Below are 19,734 nucleotides of genomic sequence, written 5' to 3' on the forward strand. Positions count from 1 at the left end.
GTATTCTCATGACACCATATGCCCCTCAATTACAAAATTCTGCTAAAGGTCCCGTTATTATCCTTGTTGATCCACAATTAGGTGAAAATATTGGTATGGTAGCGCGTGCAATGTGGAATTTTAACTTAACGCAATTGCGCCTTGTTAATCCCAGAGATGGATGGCCTAGTGAAAAGGCTCGCTCTTCTTCTGCTAATGCAGATTGTGTTATAGATTCGGTGCGTGTTTTTTCTAATCTCAAAGAAGCAATAGCGGATCTCCATTTTATTTATGCTACTACAGCTCGTAATCGTAATAATTTTAAATCTGTTTTGGCTCCGAAGGAAGCTGCTATTGTATTGAATGAAAGAATTTTTTCTGGACAAAATGTAGGGATAATTTTTGGGCGAGAGCGCTGGGGTTTAACTAATGAGGAAATTGCTTTGTCTAACGCCATCATTAGTTTTCCAGTCAATCCACTTTTCCCTTCTTTGAACATTTCGCAAGCCGTCTTGTTAATGGTTTGGGAATGTATGGAAAATAGTATTGTATCATCAGAAAAAAATGTAAAAGAACAGAATACTCCTGCTACCAAAGGTGAATTATTGAGTTTTTTGGATTATCTTGAAATCTCTTTGGAAGAACGAGGATATTTCCGCCCTGTGGAGAAAAAGAAAAAGATGCTAGATGATTTGTATTCCATATTCATTCGTCCTGAGTTGATGCGAGAAGAGGTTTTTTTATTACGAGGCATTTTTTCTACATTAGATAAATTTTCTAGGCAGTCTTCGCGCAGAAATAATGTTTTGCTTCAGAAAACAGAAAAATCGGAATGAAAATAGATAACTATCCTTGTGAAAAAAAACTTCAGAATAGTATTCTTATCTTCGACAGTGGTATCGGCGGACTTATTGTCTTGCAAAAAATGCGTTTTTTAATGCCTGAATATCACTTTATTTACGTTGCCGATGATGTTGGTTTCCCTTATGGGAATTGGGAAGATCATGCATTAAAAAAACGTCTTATGTTTCTTTTTTCAGATATTTTAGACAAGTATCAACCCGTATTATCAGTCATAGCGTGTAATACTGCTTTTACTTTGATTAAAGATGAGTTGCGTTCAACTTTTCCATCCATGGCTTTTCTTGGTGCAGTTCCTGCTATCAAACAGGCAGCAGCTTATACACAAAGTGGTTTAATTTCTATTTTATCAACGCCTGCGACACTAAGGCGTACATACACCAGTAATTTGATTCATTCTTATGTATCACAATGTCATATTCATCTTGTTTCTTCGATGATACTAGCGTCTAGAGTAGAGGAGTATGCTTGTGGGATCAAAATCAAAGAGGATGAAATCAAAAAAGAAATAGAGGGATGTTTCATTGAAAAAGAGGGTAAACGGACTGATGTTATTGTACTTGCTTGTACACATTATCCTTTGATCGTGCATGTTTTCCGACAACTATCTCCTTGGCCAGTAGATTGGTTGGATAATTCAGATTCCATAGCTCGTCGTGCTCGTTGTCTGCTGCCGAGAATTAACACACATCAGACTAGAGTATTCGATGATCATGCGCTTTTTTTATCGGGTAAACCAGATATAGCTATGCGACGTTTAATGCAAGGATTTGGTTTAAAATCTTGATCAAATCTTAATATTTAACCAAAATGAACGACATAATTATGTCGTTTCGCTTCAGTCAAAAATGGTATTAGTGATCGAAGCTAAGTCTTGGTTGAAATTATCTTTCCCATTCTCTAACGTATCTTTCACCATTCCATCCTCCTTCCCAGCGACTAGGGCCGGGTTGTGGTTCTATTATATTGTTCTTTATCTTTATGGATGATGTATTTGGTTTTTTTTCCGTAGGCTTTTGATTATGGGAGTCGTCTATTGGGAAAAGAAGATCAAGATGATTTTTTGTATTGTTGATTTTATTATGTTGCTTAGAGTCAGAGAGAGTATCACCACAAGAAGAAAGTATCATGCCTGTAATAAAGAAAAGAATGGCTTGATTTTTTGATATTGTCATTAGTATATTCTACGTTCAAATATGTTGTTTGAAATTTCTTGATTGATATACACGTTTCTTATTTTCTGCTATACCGTATTGGAGGGTATAGCAGATTAGTTTTTAATCTTGAGTAGCATTAAGATGACGATAAGAGGGACTTTAGGCTCCTTCTTTTTTATCCTCTTTTGTCAGCAAATCTATTCCTAGATCTATTATATCAAGGGTAATCTCTTTTGCTTTGTCTTTGTTGCTTGATTCTGTTTTAGGTGCTTCTGTTTTATTTTTAGGAGGGGCGGCAAGAGCGACGGGAGCAGGAGGGATAGGGGTGATGTTACTCTTTTTAGCGGGGTCAGATGCGGAATCGCAAGAAATGAGAGCTGTGCCCATTGCAAATACTGGAGCAATTTTGGAAAAAAGTAATTTCATTGTATAAATATCCTATAAGGCTATATATTGTTCCTTTCATATGATTGCGACAATGAATTCATTGCTGCAATCATATGCTAAAAGTGTGATAGCGTGGTTATTAAATAGCTTTGACAGCTAATCCTCTTTTGTGTTTTCTGCTATCTTGTCTTTAGATGATGGATCATTTGTTGCGTTGGATTGATTGTTTATCCCATCCGTTGTACCTTGACGCTTTTCGTTAGGTGTTTTTTCGGCGTCTGTTTGTGATGTTGTTGTCTTATTGATGACTTGTTGTTGTGTTTCTTGAGATTCGGGCTCTATATTGGCTGCTACCGGTACCTCATTGACCTCTTGGTTTTCCTTTGGTTTCTTCTTGTCTTTATGTATGATTTTTTCTGCTGCTTTTTTAGCTGCTTCTGCTGCTTGTTCTGCTGCTTTTCTTGCTGCTTCTGCTGCTTTTTCTGCTGCTTTTTGCGTTGCTTCATCTAATAAGGCTTTTCCACGTTCTGCTAATGTTTGTGGTGGTGGTGGAGCTACAGGATCAGCTTGTCCACAAGAAGCCATGGTGGTGCTCAAAAGAGAGAGTAAAATAATTTGATATTTCAATCTTTTCATCACGATATCCTTTTTAAAATTAAATTTTTTGAGTATAGATGCCCATGAGTAAGTTGCTCATGAACGCTTTTATTTTTTAAATATTGTTGTTTAATTGTATTAAAAAAAAATATTTTTAAAGTAATATAAAAATATTATTGGTAATAATTATTGTTATTTTAATTTATAAATTTATTTCTCCTCATAATAATATTTTTAAATAATATTAATATTGTATTTAAATTATTTAATTTGATTTATTTATAGCTTTTAGACTAACTTATTTTATTTAATAAATAAAAAAATAAAAAAATATATTTTAATTTACTATATAATAAATTTATATATTTATTTGATATTGCTATATAAGGAATTTTATATGCTATGAATTATTTTTAAATTTTATATATCAAGTAATATATATTATAAAATGGTAATATTGTAATTATTTATATAGTATTGGTCATAAAATTAATCGTGATAATTCAAGGTATATTCCTATTATGAGGGGGGAGCGTATGAAGTTTTATTTTAATATTGAAATATATGAGTAGTCTATCTCCCATAAATTTTTATGATCTCATTTGATTTTTGTAGACTTGCTGTAGGAAAAATGGGAATAATACTCAAAAAAGGATCAATTCTTCTTCGTAAGAATTGTGATGCGGGGTATTTTATGAATCGAGATCGTCTCTTTCCTCTGACTGTTAATCATCGAGGAATGATGTTAATTATTTCTTCTCCTTCTGGAGTTGGCAAGTCTACGATAGCACGTCATCTCCTTAAATGTGATCAGAATTTTGAGATGTCAATTAGTGTCACTACACGTGTTCGCCGTCCAAATGAAGTAGATGGTAAGGATTATTATTTTTTAAGTCTTAGTAGATTTAATGAGTTGAAAAAGGCTAATGCTTTTATAGAGAAGGCAGAGGTGCATGGTAATTTTTATGGCACTTTGCGTGATCCTATAGAAGAAACTATATCTAAGGGTAAGGATATGCTCTTTGATATTGATTGGCAAGGAGCGCAGAATCTGCATAAGCAGATGGGCTCGAATGTTCTGTCGTTTTTTATTTTGCCTCCGACAATGCAAGAACTGTGTTCTCGTTTGAGTTTACGTGCGAAAAAAAATCAAGAAGATAAGGAAAAGGTGCAATTACGATTGCAGAATGCTTATTCGGAAATAAAAAAATGGGAATTTTATGATTATGTTCTGATCAACGATGATTTAGAAAATTCTCTCAGCATATTAAAATCTGTCATTGAAGTTGAGAGAATACGCCGTCATCGTCTTAAAAATGGTATCGGTGGATTCGTGGGAAAATTATTAAAAGAGGAGTTATGAGTCCATTTGGATTCAGTTTGATTTACAAGGAATATCAGCAATATTTTTGTTATTGAAAATAATTATTTGGATAAGCAGGAAAGACGATAGTTTTCCGTTTGTTGATAAAGACGCGCTGTTGAATATGAGCGTTTACTGCTTTCGTTAAAACCTTTGCTTCTATATTTTTCCCTATTGCGATGTAATCTTCGATAGTTTGTGCATGTGTAACGCGTACAACATCTTGTTCTATAATAGGACCTGCATCTAGTTCGCAAATAGCATAATGTGCTGTAGCTCCAATAATTTTTACACCATATTCATATGCTTGTTTGTAGGGGTTTGCTCCTTTAAAAGATGGCAAAAACGAGTGATGTATATTGATGATGCGTCCTGTCATTTTGTGACATAAGTGATCAGAAAGAATTTGCATGTATCGTGCTAAGATCATGAGTTCTACGTTGTTTTTTTCTATTATATTGATTAATTTTTGTTCAGATTCTATTTTATTTTGTTCCGTCATGGGAAGATAATAAAATGGAAGTTGATAATTTTCGACTAGTTTTTTATGCGTGGTGTGATTAGATACTACGCCAACTATGTTAAGAGCGAGAGTGCCAATGTTCCACCTATATAATAGGTCATTGAGACAGTGATCAGGTTGTGAGACTAAGATGAGGGTTTTTGTCGCTTCTTTTGTGTTTCGGATAGAGTACTGTAACGAAAATTGCTGAACAATTGGTTGAAAATCGGCAATGAAGAGTTTCATGCAAGTATTAAACACAAAGCTTATTCGCATAAACAATTTGCTGGTATCTAAATCATTAAATTGAGATATGTCTAATATATTGCATCCTTGTGTAGATAAATAGTCGGGAATGATAGAAGTGATTTCTTCATTGGACGGGCAGGTGATGGTTAAGATGTAACTAGACATTAGATGGGTTCACACTTTTGATTTTTTAAGGACAAAAAGGGAGTTCGGAGAATAAGGTTGCGATTTGATGGCATAGTAAAAAATAATCTCTATTCCCTTGATGAATATAAAAGAGATGAGTATAACCATGTGCAGTTCATGATTATCTTACTGTATTATACTCATTTATACAAAACGAGAGGTAAGTCATACTCCGTTTTTACAATATACAAAGGAAAAATACAATTCTTTGTGGATCTTATTGATAAACAGTGCATTAGTTTTGATCGTTTTTAATAAATTCATCAATACACGAAGGTCAATTCAAATGAGATAATGGGTGTTGAATGAGATATTTACTTTCTGTGAGTAACAGAAACAAGTATTATGATTAATAATCCTTTGAGCTTATTAAGCCTTCCTTCGTTCATGAAGTCATTGCTCCGATCTTTGGAACTTTGTTCACAGATAATGCAATGCGTTTCAAAGGAGAAAAATACTATAAATAAGGCAAGCGTGAGGGCAGGAGCTCGAAATGCTATTTCTAATCCTGGGAAATATGTTATCAGCGGATTATTGGAAGGTCTGCTATGAGTATGTAAGTTTATACTGCTTAGATATTCAAAAGAAAATACTTAATGCCATCGATTATACATTAGAAAGAAAAGACAATAATCAGGATCTCTAGATAAAAACCAGTCGACAAGAAAAATGCGCTATGAATCGAATAACAAAAGCGATAAGAAGCGAAAGTAACCATCTCTCAAGGACGTTTAGACATGCTATAACGCAAAAAATCCTGATAACAAGCAATCAGAGAATAGAGGAAAAATAAAAAACAGCATAAGGAAAGAGAAAATTCCTATTTTACTAAAGAATTTTCTCAAAATAATAACGCTACATAAGAAGAATCTTGCTTAGCAATAAAAATATCCCGTAACGTTGTTGGGTTCCAATACAGATAAAGAGACTAAGCTAATTTGAGGATTTCGGCACTAACTTGAGATTCTCTGCAGAATACTTACCATTCGCATCGTTTTGTACGTAATCATAAGTAACCAGTTGTCCTTCCGTCAAGTTAAATAAACCAGCGCTAGCTACGGCAGATCTATGCAAGAAAACATCATCACCACTCTCCGTACTCCCTTCAGGGGTAATAAAACCATATCCCTTGTCTGGGTTATACCACTTAATTGAACCTCTATGCACCATTATTTCCTTTCGAACACAAAACACAATAACTTTTAAAGATCGATATATCGCAGTGATAAGAAAGACTAGCAGAAAAATCTTAAAGAAAAAACCACAGCTCACCCAGCTCACCCAACCACCAATCTTGTGCGGAGATTATTATGCATAAAGATCATTTTGTCAAGATATCAAATAGGTTTCTAATCCTTAACGTCGTTCGAAAATTACGAGGTTTCCTGCTTGATTTATAGTAGATATCGTGAAAAATGTTCTGACTTGTCGTAGGGCTTCAGATTCCCGATTATGGGCCTATGGGTATCTTAATCTTAATTATAAAAATGGATTTTTTCTATAGATAGCAGATAGCGCATAATTTTGGTTTTACTATATTTTTTTGAATATTCTCCGTAGCTTAATCTATAAATTAGTTTATTGACTAAGTATTCGAAATTTTTTCTATAAAGTAACAAAATATCTCATATTGGTACATTTTTTAAGAAATATATTTGAATCGGTTGATAAATAGTTTACAAAGTATATTATAGTTTACTAACAAATTATTGATATCCATTTTTATTATTTATTTTCATTAATATATTTTATCAACTATATTTCGAGTATTATATGTTTCAAAATAAGAATTTTTTATTAGGCGTTTTGCGTCTAAAAAAGTGCACGCGTGGTGTTTTTTTAGTTATTACAGCTATTTTATTGTCTTCTTTTGTCGCCATAGTAGATGTTGTGGTAGATCAGGTGACGGTGATGCAGAAAACAGCTTTGCTTCAAGAGGTCTTGGATCATGTTATTTATCGCACTTCTCCAAAAAATTTATATGATTTAAGGGAAGCGGGTAGAGATAATTTTATAAGACATCAAATTGAAAAGGCTTTAAATACTTATAATTCCAGAGATCTTTCAAATATTGGGAGTATAGAATCAATCGTTAAAGATGCTGTTATTTTAACGAAAAATGTTAATTCTTTGCCTTTACAATTTACTGTCGACATCGCCCTTTCGACAACGGTTCAATTGCGAGGATCTCTTTTGCAGATGTTTTCGCAATCGAAGGGTAAAGTTGATATTTCTCGTCGAAAAAAAGTTATGTATAAACAAAATATTGGTTTAATGATTATGCCTTTTGCATGGGATGGCTATTGGCTAGCTTCAAGAGGAAAGGTTGCAGACTCAAAAGTACATCCTCCAAAGTATTTGGAGTATTCTCATTATTATCAGCAGTATCTTAATAGAAATACGCTTGTGAAAAATTTTCTCTCACAAATTCCTTATAAAAATTTCTGTATGGCTCCTTATCATTATTCTTCTATTCTTTATTGGGCAGTCGGAACCTTGACGTATAGCGTGGATAACAAGACGACTACGCGCGAATATTATAAGGATCCTTACTATGCTACATGGGATCATTTTCCTTATTCATTTATCAAGAACGTATTTGACATGACTTCCAATCAATTTGGAGATGGGCAGGTATTGACTAATACCAATCATTGCTTTCCTCATGGAGCAAGTCAGAATAAATATATGTTGATGCTTGCGATAGGAAATCAGCTATCTCGAAGTTCAGTAGAGAAAGAAAAAATAGAAAAGGTTCTGCAAGACTGCCATTACATGCATAAGCGTCATAGAACTGGAAGAGATGCAATTACCATATTTTCTGTAGGATTTTCTCCGGATCAAGATACGCGATATACTTTAAGACAATGTGCAAGTGATCCATCTAAATATTATGAAATTAATTCTGACGAGAATGTCATGCCTATAGCCAAAAGTCTTGCACGTAATGTTATAACTAATTGGTTTAGTCAGTTTACAATTACTGTGGTCGATAGCTAGAGGCGGTAAGTTTTCGCGAGGAATTTAAGAAAATAAAATAATTTTTACCTATTATTTTTTTTCGGGTGATCTCATTGATAATAAAATAAAATCACGTTGCAAATATTAAGGGAATATAAGTTTATCAAAGGACAAGCGTGCCATTTAATTCTTCATTCAAAAGACCGGAAAATATAAACAATATTCTTAGGGATTTTATGTGTCTTGAAGTCTTATGTTAGGATTCATTGTATGCATTTTTGTCATCAGCAGATTGTAAACCATTGTCATGGGTAATCCTTAGTATGAAAAAGGGTGCTGGGAATATATAAAAAAGCACCGTTAAATCAATGATGGTTTTGCAGGGAGGTTGAGAGAATAAAGAAAATTTAAATGCTTGATTTTACATTATAATTAATCGTTATTAAATTAAGGACGTGACATAATATGCTTTTTTATTCCATTTATCTATTGTCACTTTTGATAAATGAATTTGCTATTAGATACTCTGCTAAAATGCCCATGATACGGTATTTATGTCTTGGTATATCAAGATAAGTGAATAATTGGGAAAAATTCTTATTATCCCTCATACAGTAACTGCGACGATTGGAAAAAGAAATTTGTCCCAATCGTCAGCAAGCAATAAAAGTTGCAGATTATTTTTTGAGATAATATTACTGATCCGTATTCAGATTACATCTTTTCAACATCATCAATCATTTTTTCAACTGTTTGTAATCCTCTTTCCCAAAAATTTGGATCAGAAAGATTAATGTTCAAAGGTAACAGAAGTTCTGAGTAATGCTTTGAATTTCCAGCACGCAGAATATTGAGATATTTTTCCTTAAAGCAATCGACGGTATTGCTCTTATATATATCATATAGTGAATTAACAAGACAATTGCCAAAGGCATATGCATATACGTAAAAAGAACTCTCAATAAAATGAGGAACCATCATCCAAAAACTACCGTATTCCAAATCACTTAAATCAAAAGCAGGGCCAAGAGATTCCTTTTGAGTTTCAAGCCATATTTCATTGATTCTATGGGTGGGAATATCTCCAGTCGATCGGCGTTCTGTATGTAATTTTAACTCAAAATCGTAGAAGGAAATTTGTCGTACGATGCTGTTCAGCATATCTTCAATTTTATTGGCTAGCAAAATTTTGCGTTCTTCCTTACTAGAGGCTGCTTGGAGTAAAGAATCAAAAGTTAAAGTTTCACCAAAAATAGAAGCGGTTTCTGCTAACGTCAGCGAAGAATTATTCGTAAGAATTCCTTGTGTTTCTGATGAAAGTACAAAGTGAATACCATGACCTAGTTCATGAGCTAGTGTCATCACATCCTGCGGTTTTCCTAAATAATTCAATAAGATATATGGATGTACTGAAGGTATAGTGCCGTGTGCAAAAGCTCCCGATCCTTTTCCATCATATTGAGGAGCATCAATCCAATTATGAGTAAAAAACTTTTCGGCAATTATAGACATTTGAGGAGAAAATTTAGCATAAGATTGAAGAACGAGATCTCGTGCTACTTCAAAAGGAATGATGTCCTGAGATGTTCCTGGTAAAGGGGCAAGGCGATCCCAAAAATACATGGTATCTAATTTTAGCCATTTTTTCTTTAATTCATAATACCTATGTGATGTCTTTGGATAATAATTTTTAACAGATTGCATAAGGGCTTCTATCACATATGGTTCTACATTATTAGATAAATGACGACTGTCAGCAATTTTTTCATATTTTCTCCAACGATCCTGAATTTCTTCATCTTTTGCCAAAGTGTTGGTAATAAAAGAAAAAATATGGCTACTCTTATTGAATGTATGAGAGAGCGCTTTAGCAGCTGACTTACGAACTTCTCTATCAGAATCAAAGAATGACTTATATGCTTTTGTTAGTGGTATTTTTTGGTCATTTATTTTAAATCGGAGAGATTCTATATTTTCGCAAAAAAAGCGTTTGAGCGCTTCTCTTCCTACTTGAGATGTATCGGATAAGAGACATTCCATATCATTGGACAATAAGTGTTTCTTGATTTTTCTTATATTTTTTATCCATGCAGAGTACTTAAGTGTTAAGGGATCTTGAGCATAGGATTGTTCTAAAAGCGCTTCATCCAGAGTATTGATTTCCAGCGCAAAAAAGATGAGTACTTTTTCAAAATCAGCAAGTTTTGCATTTATGTCTGTATAAAACTTGCGAATAGTTGGGCTAGATAGATTACAGTTGTACGATAACATGGCATAAGAGGCGATACGTCCGATGAGTTCGCAAATTCTCTCATATTCAGCGATAGCTGCCCCTAAGCTATGGCAGTTTTTCTGATTAGTAGCATGTGCTAAATTACCTTCCCAACGTGTTTTAAAAGCTAAACTCTCATGCTCAATGCATTCCATATCATTTGAAATTTCTTGGCTATCATGGGATGGATAGAGATCTTCTAAATTCCAGCGAGGGAGATTCCCTAGATTTTCTTGAGAATCCATTGTTGTCATATCAGAGGAACGAAGAGCTTTGCGGAAGAAAGCATTAGAAAAAAATTCATAGTCAGGATATTTCGTCATTATTTTTGTGCATCCTCTGGTTAAATAACAAATATGGTTTCATGTGGATATCATAAAAATCCCTTATATTAAGAATGGCAAGCAATTTTACTGCTTGCGAAATAATTTTCCTAAAATTGGAATATTTAATCCAATAATATTTTCAAATATAATGAGTAATTTGACTAGGTGATGTTTTACTCTATATGAAGGAAAGGCGAAAAATGCCTAGAAAAAAGAGCCTAGATCGCCATAAACGGGTTTTAATTATAGATAAGGATGATGAACAAATCAAGATTATTAAAGATCATGTAGAATCATACGGATATGACGTTTTTATTGTTAATGTTTCTGATCTATCAACTATAAGTAAAATACAGGTAAATGTAATTTTTTTAAGTCTTATAAACTGTGAGGATGATAAAGAAAATATTTTAAAGAATATTGTAGATAAAATACCAATCGTTCCGATTATTGTGCAGACGACACAAGATAATATCAAGATTCTTAATTGTTTTCTATATAATAGAATTTCTAAATTTTTTTTAAATCTTGTTTCAAGAAAACAACTTTGCGATTCTATAATCTGTGCTCTCAGGGAGGGTGTAGTACCTTCTCAAGAAAATGAACATTGCGCGTTAGATTCATTAATTGCAGTGAGTCCTGCTATGATTCAAGTGGTAGATTTGGCACGGAAGGCGGGAGATTGTGCGATTCCAATAATGATACAAGGGGAATTTGGTGTTGGAAAGAAGAGATTATCGCGTTTTATTCATGAATCTGGAAAACGCGCTTTTTTCCCTTTTTTTATTGTTAATTGTGGAATGATTGATCAGGATAAAATTGAGAAATTTCTATTTGGTGATGTAGATCTACAAACTAAAAATAGTGCACAGTTTCTTGGAAAATTTATTGAAGCAAACGGAGGGACTATCGTTTTAGAAGAACCAGATGCGCTTCCTCTTGCAGTACAAGGAAGGATTTACAATTTCATTGAGACGGGGAAAATTGAATTTTTTGATTCTCGAGGCGCTATCAGACTAGATGTGCGCCTTATTTTTTTGACAGAGAAAAACTTACTTCCACAGGTCAAATCTCATGTATTTCGTAAAGATCTTTACTATAGAATTAGTGTTTTTCTTATCAATATTTCTACATTACGTAGTCGTTCAGAGGATATCCCATGGTTAGTGCATTTTTTCTTACAATCTTTTTGCACAAAGAATGCTATAAAGCAGATTAGTATATCAGATAAAGCATTGTCTCTGTTAACCAAGTATCCTTGGATTGATAATGTGCAAGAGCTGAAAAATATTCTACTGCGAGCTGTAATCGGGCTTAAAGATAGTCATCTTACAGAAGATCGTTTTGTTTTATTGTTATCGAGAGAAGGAAAAAAAGAGAGAGAATTTCATACAGAGACAGCATGTACTTGTTATACAGAAGGTAAAAGTAGTGATACCATACTAGATAATCTTTCACAGGAGAGTATTCCTGCTATTGGTCAAGATGGAGAAGTACGTCGTTTATCTGATATTGAAAAGGAAATAATTGGATTAGCAATGAAATTATATCGAGCACAGATGAGTGAAGTTGCGAGAAGGCTTGGTATAGGGCGTTCTACCCTTTATCGTAAGATTAGAGAATATAATATTGAAGTTGATAGTTTGTAATTGATTTTAATATTTTTTCCCGTACTTGTGGGAATCAAGGAAAAATATGCTTAGATGCTAAGTCTGATCGGTTTCTATCCGCCCCCTTTCATCTATACTTTTGCTGTGCTATAGCTTTCCGATCGAAAATCTCTATCAGTTTAATTGAGGCAATAGCTATTCATAAAGATTTTTCTTAATTTAAGATTATACCATGAGAATATCTTTCTATGTTATTTTAAAAATATTCGGTATACTACAGATAATGCGTGTGACTATAGGAGATTATGATGAGTGAAGGAGAATTGGCTTCTAGCGTGATTTCTTTTTTATATGGGAATAGTATAGACGAATTTTTGTGATAATTATTGTCAATTCCCTGATTTGCAGAATATGCGATCCTGTTTATATGAGAAAATTGAGATTTCTATAGGTTGCATTTTAATATTGTCGTATGATTCACAATTTTTCGAGGAGTAAGATTTTTTTTCAAAGATGAGGAATTTTTTTTTTGTATTAGACAAAGTAATGTCTCCTTCCGACAGAGAAATGCTATCACGTCTCATAAGAGAGAATATCCATAAGCATGTAACATGGTATTCTATGTCTATTGTTGCAATGATAACCGTTTCTTTGATGACATCATGCAGTGCATGGATTATGCGTGACGTGATGAATGCAATGGTTGCATCAACGGATATTTTTCATGTTATTGTTGTTTCTAGCACGGTAGCTGGGATATTCATTGTAAAGGGCATCGCCTCTTTCGTGCAAAATTACTACCTCAGTTGTGCAGGTAATTCCATTATTGCGGAGCAGCAAAGGAAAATATACCGTCGCCTTCTTCAATATGGAATGGAGTTCTATGATAGCAATCAATCTTCTGAATTGCAAGTACGGTTCACCCATGCCACGCAGTCAGTAAGAAGTGTTGTTGATATATTCATTACTTCTTTCCTGCGTGACTTTTTAACACTCGTCGGATTGATAGTAGTGATGTTTTTGCAAGAGCCGACGTTATCATTGTGTACTATAATCATTGGTCCTCTTTGCATTTTAGGTGTTCGTATTCTCGTTAAAAGAGTACGTCATATTATGGAGCAGGGGATGGTTGCTATTGGCCATATTATTCAGAATCTGCAAGAGACTGTTATAGGTATTCGGATAGTAAAATCTTTCGCGATGGAAGAGGTTATGAACCAGCGTATGTGTAATATGATAAAGGAAGTAGAAGATCGCTTAAATAAGGTGGCCAAGATAGAATCTGCTACGAGTCCAATCATGGAAACTATATCAGGATTATCCATAGCGGGAATTATTCTTTTTTCTGGTTTTTTAATGTCTAAAAAAGGCACTAGCAATGCTGGTGAGATTATGTCCTTTATTACGGCTTTACTTATGGCATACGAACCTGCAAAGCGTATTGCGCGCACTCGTATTATTTTAGAGGGGGGAATGGTTGGAGTACGTTGTATGTTTTCTCTTCTTGATCATCCTATTATGATTGAGGAAAGTCCTCATGCAGTAAATTTGCCTGTTGGAAAGGGAACAACTGTATTTCGTGACGTCTTTTTTTCATATAAACAAGGGCATCCTGTCCTTTCAGGAATAAATCTTTGTTTCAAATCAGGGAAAATGACAGCCTTGGTTGGACCTTCGGGCAGTGGGAAATCAACGATCATTAATTTGTTAATGCGTATGTATGATCCGTCATCTGGATCGATTGAGATTGATGGTATTAATATTCGCGATATTACTTTTTCTTCTTTACGAGAACGTATCTCATATGTTGGGCAAGATGTTTTTTTGTTCTCTAATACAGTAAGATATAACATACTTATTGGACGTCCGATGGCTACTGAAGAAGAAATGATCGAAATTGCTAAATCTGCTAATGCACATGATTTTATCATGAGCTTGCCCCAAGGATATGATACATACGTAGGCGAAAATGGTAGTAATCTTTCTGGTGGACAAAAACAGCGTATAGCAATTGCACGTGCTATGTTACGAGATGGTCATATTCTTGTCTTAGATGAAGCTACTAGTGCTTTGGATACGCATACTGAAAACCTTGTTCGCCAAGCTCTTTCCCGTTTAATGCAAGGACGTACCACAATTGTTATTGCACATAGGATCTCAACAATTATCGAAGCTGATCATATTATCTTTATAGAAGATGGTAAAGTATCTGAATCAGGAGATCAAAAATATTTGTTACAGCAAAAAGATGGTAGTTTATACAAAAAGATGTATGCTTCACAGCTACTTGAAAATCTATCATAATATATGGGCATATATGTACAGATATTACGAAATAACTGATAGAGTTAACAATATCTTGGTCTACGTTTTTTGTAATTGAGCATGAAGTAGGGATAGATCTTCTGTATATAAGAGGCTTGAGTTTGGATTATAACTCGGGGTACCTTTTTATGATTTTTGTCAATTGTTTTGATAGAGATTGACATAGCTATTGGATTTTACTCCTCCTACAGCCATGTCAATTTTTCTTACTTAGTAGGAGAAGAAAGACAATCCAAACGAGGTGGATAGGCTAAGGTATGTCCTCCTTCGTGCAAGAGGCTTAAATTTGGATTGTAACACGGGTCTTTCTCTATAATTTTTTTCCAGCGTTTTTGTAGATATTGGCATGCTTCTTGGAAGACGATCATTTTTGCAGGATCTTCGTGGTCATATTTCCGTGTACGAGATTCATCATGATATAAGTCTGCATGAGGAGTCCAAACATTTCGATAACCAGCTTCAAGGATTCTCAAGCAAAGATCTATATCACTGAATACAACAGGTGTATTTTTTTCGTCAAATCCACCGACATGCATAAAGCATTTTTTGCTCATAACCATGCAAGCACCTGTGACAGCAGAAATCGAATGTGTAAAGTGCATTGCGAAAGCTTGATAATTGGGAACACTGCATCGTGCTTTATGATGTTTGTTTTTATGTCCTGCAATGTTGTTTATGCCCATAATCACACCACCATGTTGTAGACGTTTACTACGTTTCCATAACTTTTTCCGACGATACCACAGACGTGCACCGACAGCTCCAACTTGTGGTTGACTAGCTATTCCCATCATTTCAGATAACCACTGACCATTAATAACTTCTGTATCATTATTGAGAAAGCAAAAATATTGGCCTTTGGCATGTAGTGTAGCGTTATTGTTTATTCGTGAATAATTAAAGGGATGTGTATTGTCAGTTATAACACGCAAGTTTGGATATTTTTTTTGAATCTTTTGCAAATACAAAAAGGTTTTTGAATCATCTGATAAGTTATCAATAATAATGACTTCAAAAGAGGAATAAGTGGTTTTGTGATAAATGCTTTCCAAACATATTTTTAAGAGATGGTGATGGTTATAGGTAGGGATAATAATACTGACCAAAGGAGGGGGATTGGGTATCATATAGTGAGTACGATATTGCGCACCATCAAAAACTGCTTTGGCTGCTATACCAGTGCGCTGAAAATGTTCATTTAAAGCACGTTCTCCAGCTTTTCCTGCATAATTTTTATTACCTATTTTTTGCGCTGTACTGTTATCATGCATACGCCAGTGATAAAGAACGCGGGGTATGTGTATTATTTGTGAAAGGTCAATGTTTTCTAAGAATCTAAGGACCAAATCATAATCTTGTGCTCCTTCAAATTTTTCTCTAAATCCTCCTATTTTTTTAAAGGTTTCCGTCCTATAAACGCCTAAATGGGTGATCATATTATGCACATGAAAAAGCTCGGGATTAAAATCATATTTGAAATATGGACCAGATCTTATTTGATTTTCATTAATTTTATCTTCATCAGAATAAATAATTTCAGCATTTGGATTGTTATTAATAGCATCTGCCACATAATATAGTGCTGTAGGGTGCAAGAGATCATCATGATCTAGCAGAGCAAGCCATTCACTGGTTGCTAATTGAGCGGCGCTATTAGAAGCAGCGGAGATATGTCCATTTTTAGCTCGAAAAACAACTTTAATGCGTGAATCCATGTTGGCATATTTTTTGAGTAGTGATACCGTTTCTATATCACCGGAACAATCCTCTGCAATGCACAATTCCCAATGAGAATAAATTTGGCTTCGAACAGACTCTATCGCCATTTCTAGCCATTCTTTCTTTATTTTATACACTGGCATAATGACAGATATAAGAGGCTTGTTTTGCCATTGTGATATGTTTTGGAGAATTTTTTTTGTGAATTGAGGAGATGTATCATGAAATAAGGATGACCATTCTCTGTATTCTTTTTCGAAATTTTCGAATTTGATAATCCGACGTTTGTGACGCGAAGGGAACTTAAGTTTTATTTTTCTAAGGAGTGATTTGACAACACATTTACAGGATTGTATCATTTTGAATTTTCCACTATTAGGTATTTTTTTTTGTGAGGGTGTGTACAGTATTCCATTTTGAATTAGAAGAACGTCGTGTCCTCTTTATGAAGTTATTTTGAATAAATTATTTTTTAAGAAACACGTTCATAAGTCCATTTTATATGCGATCAATAAAGCAACTTATATGTAATTAATAACACAACGATGAAAAATTAATTTAAAAATTCAATTGAATGATAGGTAACTCCTATCAAAAATAATAATTTATATTTATAATATGCTTCAGTAATTTTTAACTTTTTTTATATAGCCTGTGCAGAGTATTTTAAAATAATTTTTTTAATTTGCATCACTTTTTTCATTGTTATTATTGGGTATATACATTTTAATGAACATTAATCCCGTACGTATTTTAAAAACAAGAAAATTTGAAGATTCTAGAGGATGGTTTTCCCAGACTTATAGTAGTAAACTATTAAAAGAACTTGGTTTACAGGATGTCTTTGTTCAGGACAATCACTCTTTTTCTTTTGATTGTGGTACAATAAGAGGATTACATTTTCAGCGTCCTCCTTATGCTCAAGCAAAACTTGTGAGGTGCATTGCTGGTCGCATCTTTGATATCGCTGTGGATATACGGAGAAATTCTCCAACTTATGGATGTTGGGTTTCTTTAGAAATTTCGGCAAACAATGGTTTGCAGATTTATATTCCCACCGGATTTGCACATGGATTTATGACTTTAGAAATGAATACAGAAGTGATTTATAAAGTCACAGACTTTTATTCTGTAGAGCATGATTCTGGAGTGGCTTGGCAAGACAAAAGTATAGATATAACATGGCCATTATTGGATACAATATTGCCTTCTGTATCTGAGAAAGATCAAAATCTTCCTTTTTTAAATCAAATAGATAGTCCATTTGAGTATGATGGCTTGCCTCTTCTTTCACTGAATATGGAGAGGGATTTGCTATGCGTCTAATTGTGACAGGAGGGGCAGGTTTTATTGGTTCTGCATTGTGTCGATATTTAGTAAATGATCTAAAAATACAAGTTTTGGTCATAGATAAATTAACTTATGCTGGGAATTTAAATTCTTTAAAAGAGATTTCTCAAAGTAATTTATTTTCATTTTTACAAGTAGATATTTGCGATAGAGAGTGTATTCGTTCTGCTTTAAAGGAATTTCAACCTGATGCTATTGTGAATTTTGCTGCGGAAAGTCACGTAGATCGTTCTATTTTAGGAGCAGATGAATTTATTACTACCAATATCATTGGTACTTTTATTTTATTGGAAGAAACCAGATTATGGTGGTCATGCTTGTCTCAAGACAAAAAAGATCAATTTCGTTTTTTGCAGATCTCAACAGATGAAGTCTATGGATCTTTAGATAAGGGGTTGTTTTCTGAAGATATGCCATATAATCCATCCTCTCCTTATTCTGCTACAAAAGCTTCTTCAGATTATTTAGTGCTGGCATGGGGACATACATACGGCATTCCAGTTCTTTTGTCTAATTGTTCTAATAATTACGGGCCTTATCACTTTCCTGAAAAATTAATACCTTTAGCGATTACAAGAATGATAGAAGGATCGCATGTCTTTCTTTATGGTGATGGTCAAAATGTACGTGATTGGCTTTATGTCGAAGACCACGTGCGCGCATTATATTTAGTGCTTAAAAAAGGGAGGATTGGTGAGAGATATAATATTGGTGGCAATAACGAAAGAAAAAATATTGATATTGTTTTCGAGATTGGCTTTTTATTGGATGCATTAATTCCAAAATCTTATTCCCATACTGAATTAATTCGTTTTATAGAAGATCGTCCAGGACATGATCGTCGTTATGCTATTGATTCTTCTAAGATTAAATCTGAAATAGGATGGTTTCCACAGGAAAATATGGAGAGTGGACTAAATAAAACTGTGTGTTGGTATTTGGATAATAACTGGTGGTGGCGTCCTTTATATAAAGAATTGAAACCTGATAATGATTATTCCAAATGGAAAAATTTAAATGAAATGTCTTGTAATCGGAAATAACGGACAAATTGCACAATCTCTCTCTAGTATGTGTGTGCAAGATGTCGAAATTATTAGAGTAGGGCGCCCGGATATTGATCTTTTAAAGCCCAAAGATTTTGCAAGTTTTTTTCTCAGTTTTTCTCCTGATGTCATTATCAATCCTGCTGCTTATACCGCTGTGGATAAGGCTGAAGATGAACCAGAGATTGCTTTTTCTATTAATGCAGAAGGTGCTGGTGCCATTGCAAAGGCAGCGGATTCTATTGGAATTCCTTGTATTTATATCTCTACGGACTATGTTTTTGATGGTTTATCTCGTACTCCTATTGATGAATTCTCTCCTACTAATCCTCTTAATATATATGGTAAAAGTAAGTTAGCTGGAGAAGAAAAAGTAGCATCTTATACCAATAATTATGTTATTTTACGGACAGCATGGGTTTATTCCATATTTGGTAGCAACTTTTTACTTTCTATGTTGCGATTAGCAAAAGAACGTCGCGAAATAAGTGTTGTGTGTGATCAATTTGGAACACCAACTTCAGCTTTGCAGATCGCTAGAGCAATTATTCAAATTGCTCATAATTTGATAGAAAATTCTGATACGTCATTGCGGGGAATATTCCATATGACGGCAGATGGAGGTCCTGTTAGTTGGGCAGATTTTGCTGAATATATTTTTTGGGAATCAGCAGAACGTGGAGGTCCTTATTCCAAGGTTTATCGGATTTTCACCAAACAATATCCTACAAAAGCACATCGTCCAGCATATTCTTGTCTTGATTGCAGTAAATTAGCAAATACTCATAACATACGGATTTCTACCTGGAAAGAAGGAGTTCGCAATATTCTTGTTAATATTTAA

At 34.1% G+C, this 19,734-nt stretch carries 16 protein-coding genes; 9 read left to right on the forward strand and 7 right to left on the reverse strand.

All coding sequences use genetic code 11. The annotated features are described in order from the left end of the window. The first annotated feature begins 8 nt into the window (after positions 1-8). Positions 9-815: an RNA methyltransferase gene (locus CD16_RS03995; protein WP_040055308.1), complete on the forward strand. Its 807-nt coding sequence runs from the start codon at positions 9-11 to the stop codon at positions 813-815. Continuing rightward, positions 812-1,627, forward strand: a complete 816-nt coding sequence (locus tag CD16_RS04000) for a glutamate racemase (RefSeq protein ID WP_015452736.1) — start codon at positions 812-814, stop codon at positions 1,625-1,627. The genes CD16_RS03995 and CD16_RS04000 overlap by 4 nt, the downstream gene beginning before the upstream one ends. A gap of 97 nt (positions 1,628-1,724) precedes the next feature. On the opposite strand, the gene CD16_RS04005 is transcribed toward CD16_RS04000, so the two are convergent. From CD16_RS04005 to CD16_RS04015, 3 genes are all read right to left on the reverse strand, one after another. Then, positions 1,725-2,015, reverse strand: a complete 291-nt coding sequence (locus CD16_RS04005; protein ID WP_015452737.1) for a CLas virulence factor CLIBASIA_04025 — start codon at positions 2,013-2,015, stop codon at positions 1,725-1,727. A 141-nt stretch (positions 2,016-2,156) separates the two neighbouring features. Beyond that, positions 2,157-2,423, reverse strand: a complete 267-nt coding sequence (locus tag CD16_RS04010; protein WP_015452738.1) for a hypothetical protein — start codon at positions 2,421-2,423, stop codon at positions 2,157-2,159. Positions 2,424-2,540: 117 nt separating this feature from the next. After that, positions 2,541-3,020: a hypothetical protein gene (locus CD16_RS04015; RefSeq protein ID WP_015824938.1), complete on the reverse strand. Its 480-nt coding sequence runs from the start codon at positions 3,018-3,020 to the stop codon at positions 2,541-2,543. A 655-nt stretch (positions 3,021-3,675) separates the two neighbouring features. Here CD16_RS04015 and gmk point away from each other — a divergent pair. Continuing rightward, a complete protein-coding gene (gene gmk / locus CD16_RS04020; protein ID WP_015824939.1) occupies positions 3,676-4,344 on the forward strand; it encodes a guanylate kinase in 669 nt (222 codons plus the stop codon). Positions 4,345-4,393: 49 nt separating this feature from the next. On the opposite strand, the gene purU is transcribed toward gmk, so the two are convergent. Together purU and CD16_RS04035 are read right to left on the reverse strand one after the other, a co-directional pair. Next, positions 4,394-5,260 carry a formyltetrahydrofolate deformylase gene (purU, locus tag CD16_RS04025; RefSeq protein WP_015452742.1) on the reverse strand — a complete coding sequence of 289 codons (867 nt, stop codon included), beginning with the start codon at positions 5,258-5,260 and terminating at the stop codon, positions 4,394-4,396. A 954-nt stretch (positions 5,261-6,214) separates the two neighbouring features. Next, positions 6,215-6,451 (reverse strand): cold-shock protein, encoded by a 237-nt coding sequence (locus CD16_RS04035; protein ID WP_015452744.1) that lies wholly within the window; start codon positions 6,449-6,451, stop codon positions 6,215-6,217. 603 nt (positions 6,452-7,054) lie between these two features. Here CD16_RS04035 and CD16_RS04040 point away from each other — a divergent pair. Further along, positions 7,055-8,281 (forward strand): CLIBASIA_04065 family virulence factor, encoded by a 1,227-nt coding sequence (locus tag CD16_RS04040; RefSeq protein WP_015452745.1) that lies wholly within the window; start codon positions 7,055-7,057, stop codon positions 8,279-8,281. 675 nt (positions 8,282-8,956) lie between these two features. Here the strand turns inward: CD16_RS04040 and CD16_RS04045 are convergent. Then, positions 8,957-10,837 carry a M3 family oligoendopeptidase gene (locus CD16_RS04045; RefSeq protein ID WP_015452746.1) on the reverse strand — a complete coding sequence of 627 codons (1,881 nt, stop codon included), beginning with the start codon at positions 10,835-10,837 and terminating at the stop codon, positions 8,957-8,959. Between the two features lie 203 nt (positions 10,838-11,040). Between CD16_RS04045 and CD16_RS04050 the strand changes: the two genes are divergently transcribed. Together CD16_RS04050 and CD16_RS04055 are read left to right on the forward strand one after the other, a co-directional pair. After that, positions 11,041-12,489: a sigma-54-dependent transcriptional regulator gene (locus CD16_RS04050; protein ID WP_015452747.1), complete on the forward strand. Its 1,449-nt coding sequence runs from the start codon at positions 11,041-11,043 to the stop codon at positions 12,487-12,489. Between the two features lie 474 nt (positions 12,490-12,963). Further along, complete coding sequence (locus CD16_RS04055) at positions 12,964-14,754, forward strand: ABC transporter ATP-binding protein (RefSeq protein ID WP_015452748.1); 1,791 nt, start codon at positions 12,964-12,966, stop codon at positions 14,752-14,754. A gap of 227 nt (positions 14,755-14,981) precedes the next feature. Here CD16_RS04055 and CD16_RS04060 read toward each other — a convergent pair whose 3' ends face one another. After that, a complete protein-coding gene (locus CD16_RS04060) occupies positions 14,982-16,853 on the reverse strand; it encodes a glycosyltransferase family 2 protein (RefSeq protein ID WP_015452749.1) in 1,872 nt (623 codons plus the stop codon). 370 nt (positions 16,854-17,223) lie between these two features. On the opposite strand from CD16_RS04060, the gene rfbC reads away from it, so the two are divergent. Genes rfbC through rfbD form a run of 3 tightly spaced genes read left to right on the forward strand, consistent with a single transcriptional unit; the run spans position 17,224 to position 19,734 of the window. Further along, on the forward strand, positions 17,224-17,820 hold the full coding sequence (gene rfbC / locus CD16_RS04065; protein ID WP_015452750.1) for a dTDP-4-dehydrorhamnose 3,5-epimerase: 597 nt from the start codon (positions 17,224-17,226) through the stop codon (positions 17,818-17,820). After that, positions 17,811-18,887 (forward strand): dTDP-glucose 4,6-dehydratase, encoded by a 1,077-nt coding sequence (rfbB, locus tag CD16_RS04070; RefSeq protein ID WP_015452751.1) that lies wholly within the window; start codon positions 17,811-17,813, stop codon positions 18,885-18,887. The genes rfbC and rfbB overlap by 10 nt, the downstream gene beginning before the upstream one ends. Continuing rightward, positions 18,862-19,734, forward strand: a complete 873-nt coding sequence (rfbD, locus tag CD16_RS04075; protein WP_015452752.1) for a dTDP-4-dehydrorhamnose reductase — start codon at positions 18,862-18,864, stop codon at positions 19,732-19,734. The genes rfbB and rfbD overlap by 26 nt, the downstream gene beginning before the upstream one ends.

The organism is Candidatus Liberibacter asiaticus (assembly GCF_000590865.3).
In the GTDB taxonomy this organism is placed as follows: domain Bacteria; phylum Pseudomonadota; class Alphaproteobacteria; order Rhizobiales; family Rhizobiaceae; genus Liberibacter; species Liberibacter asiaticus.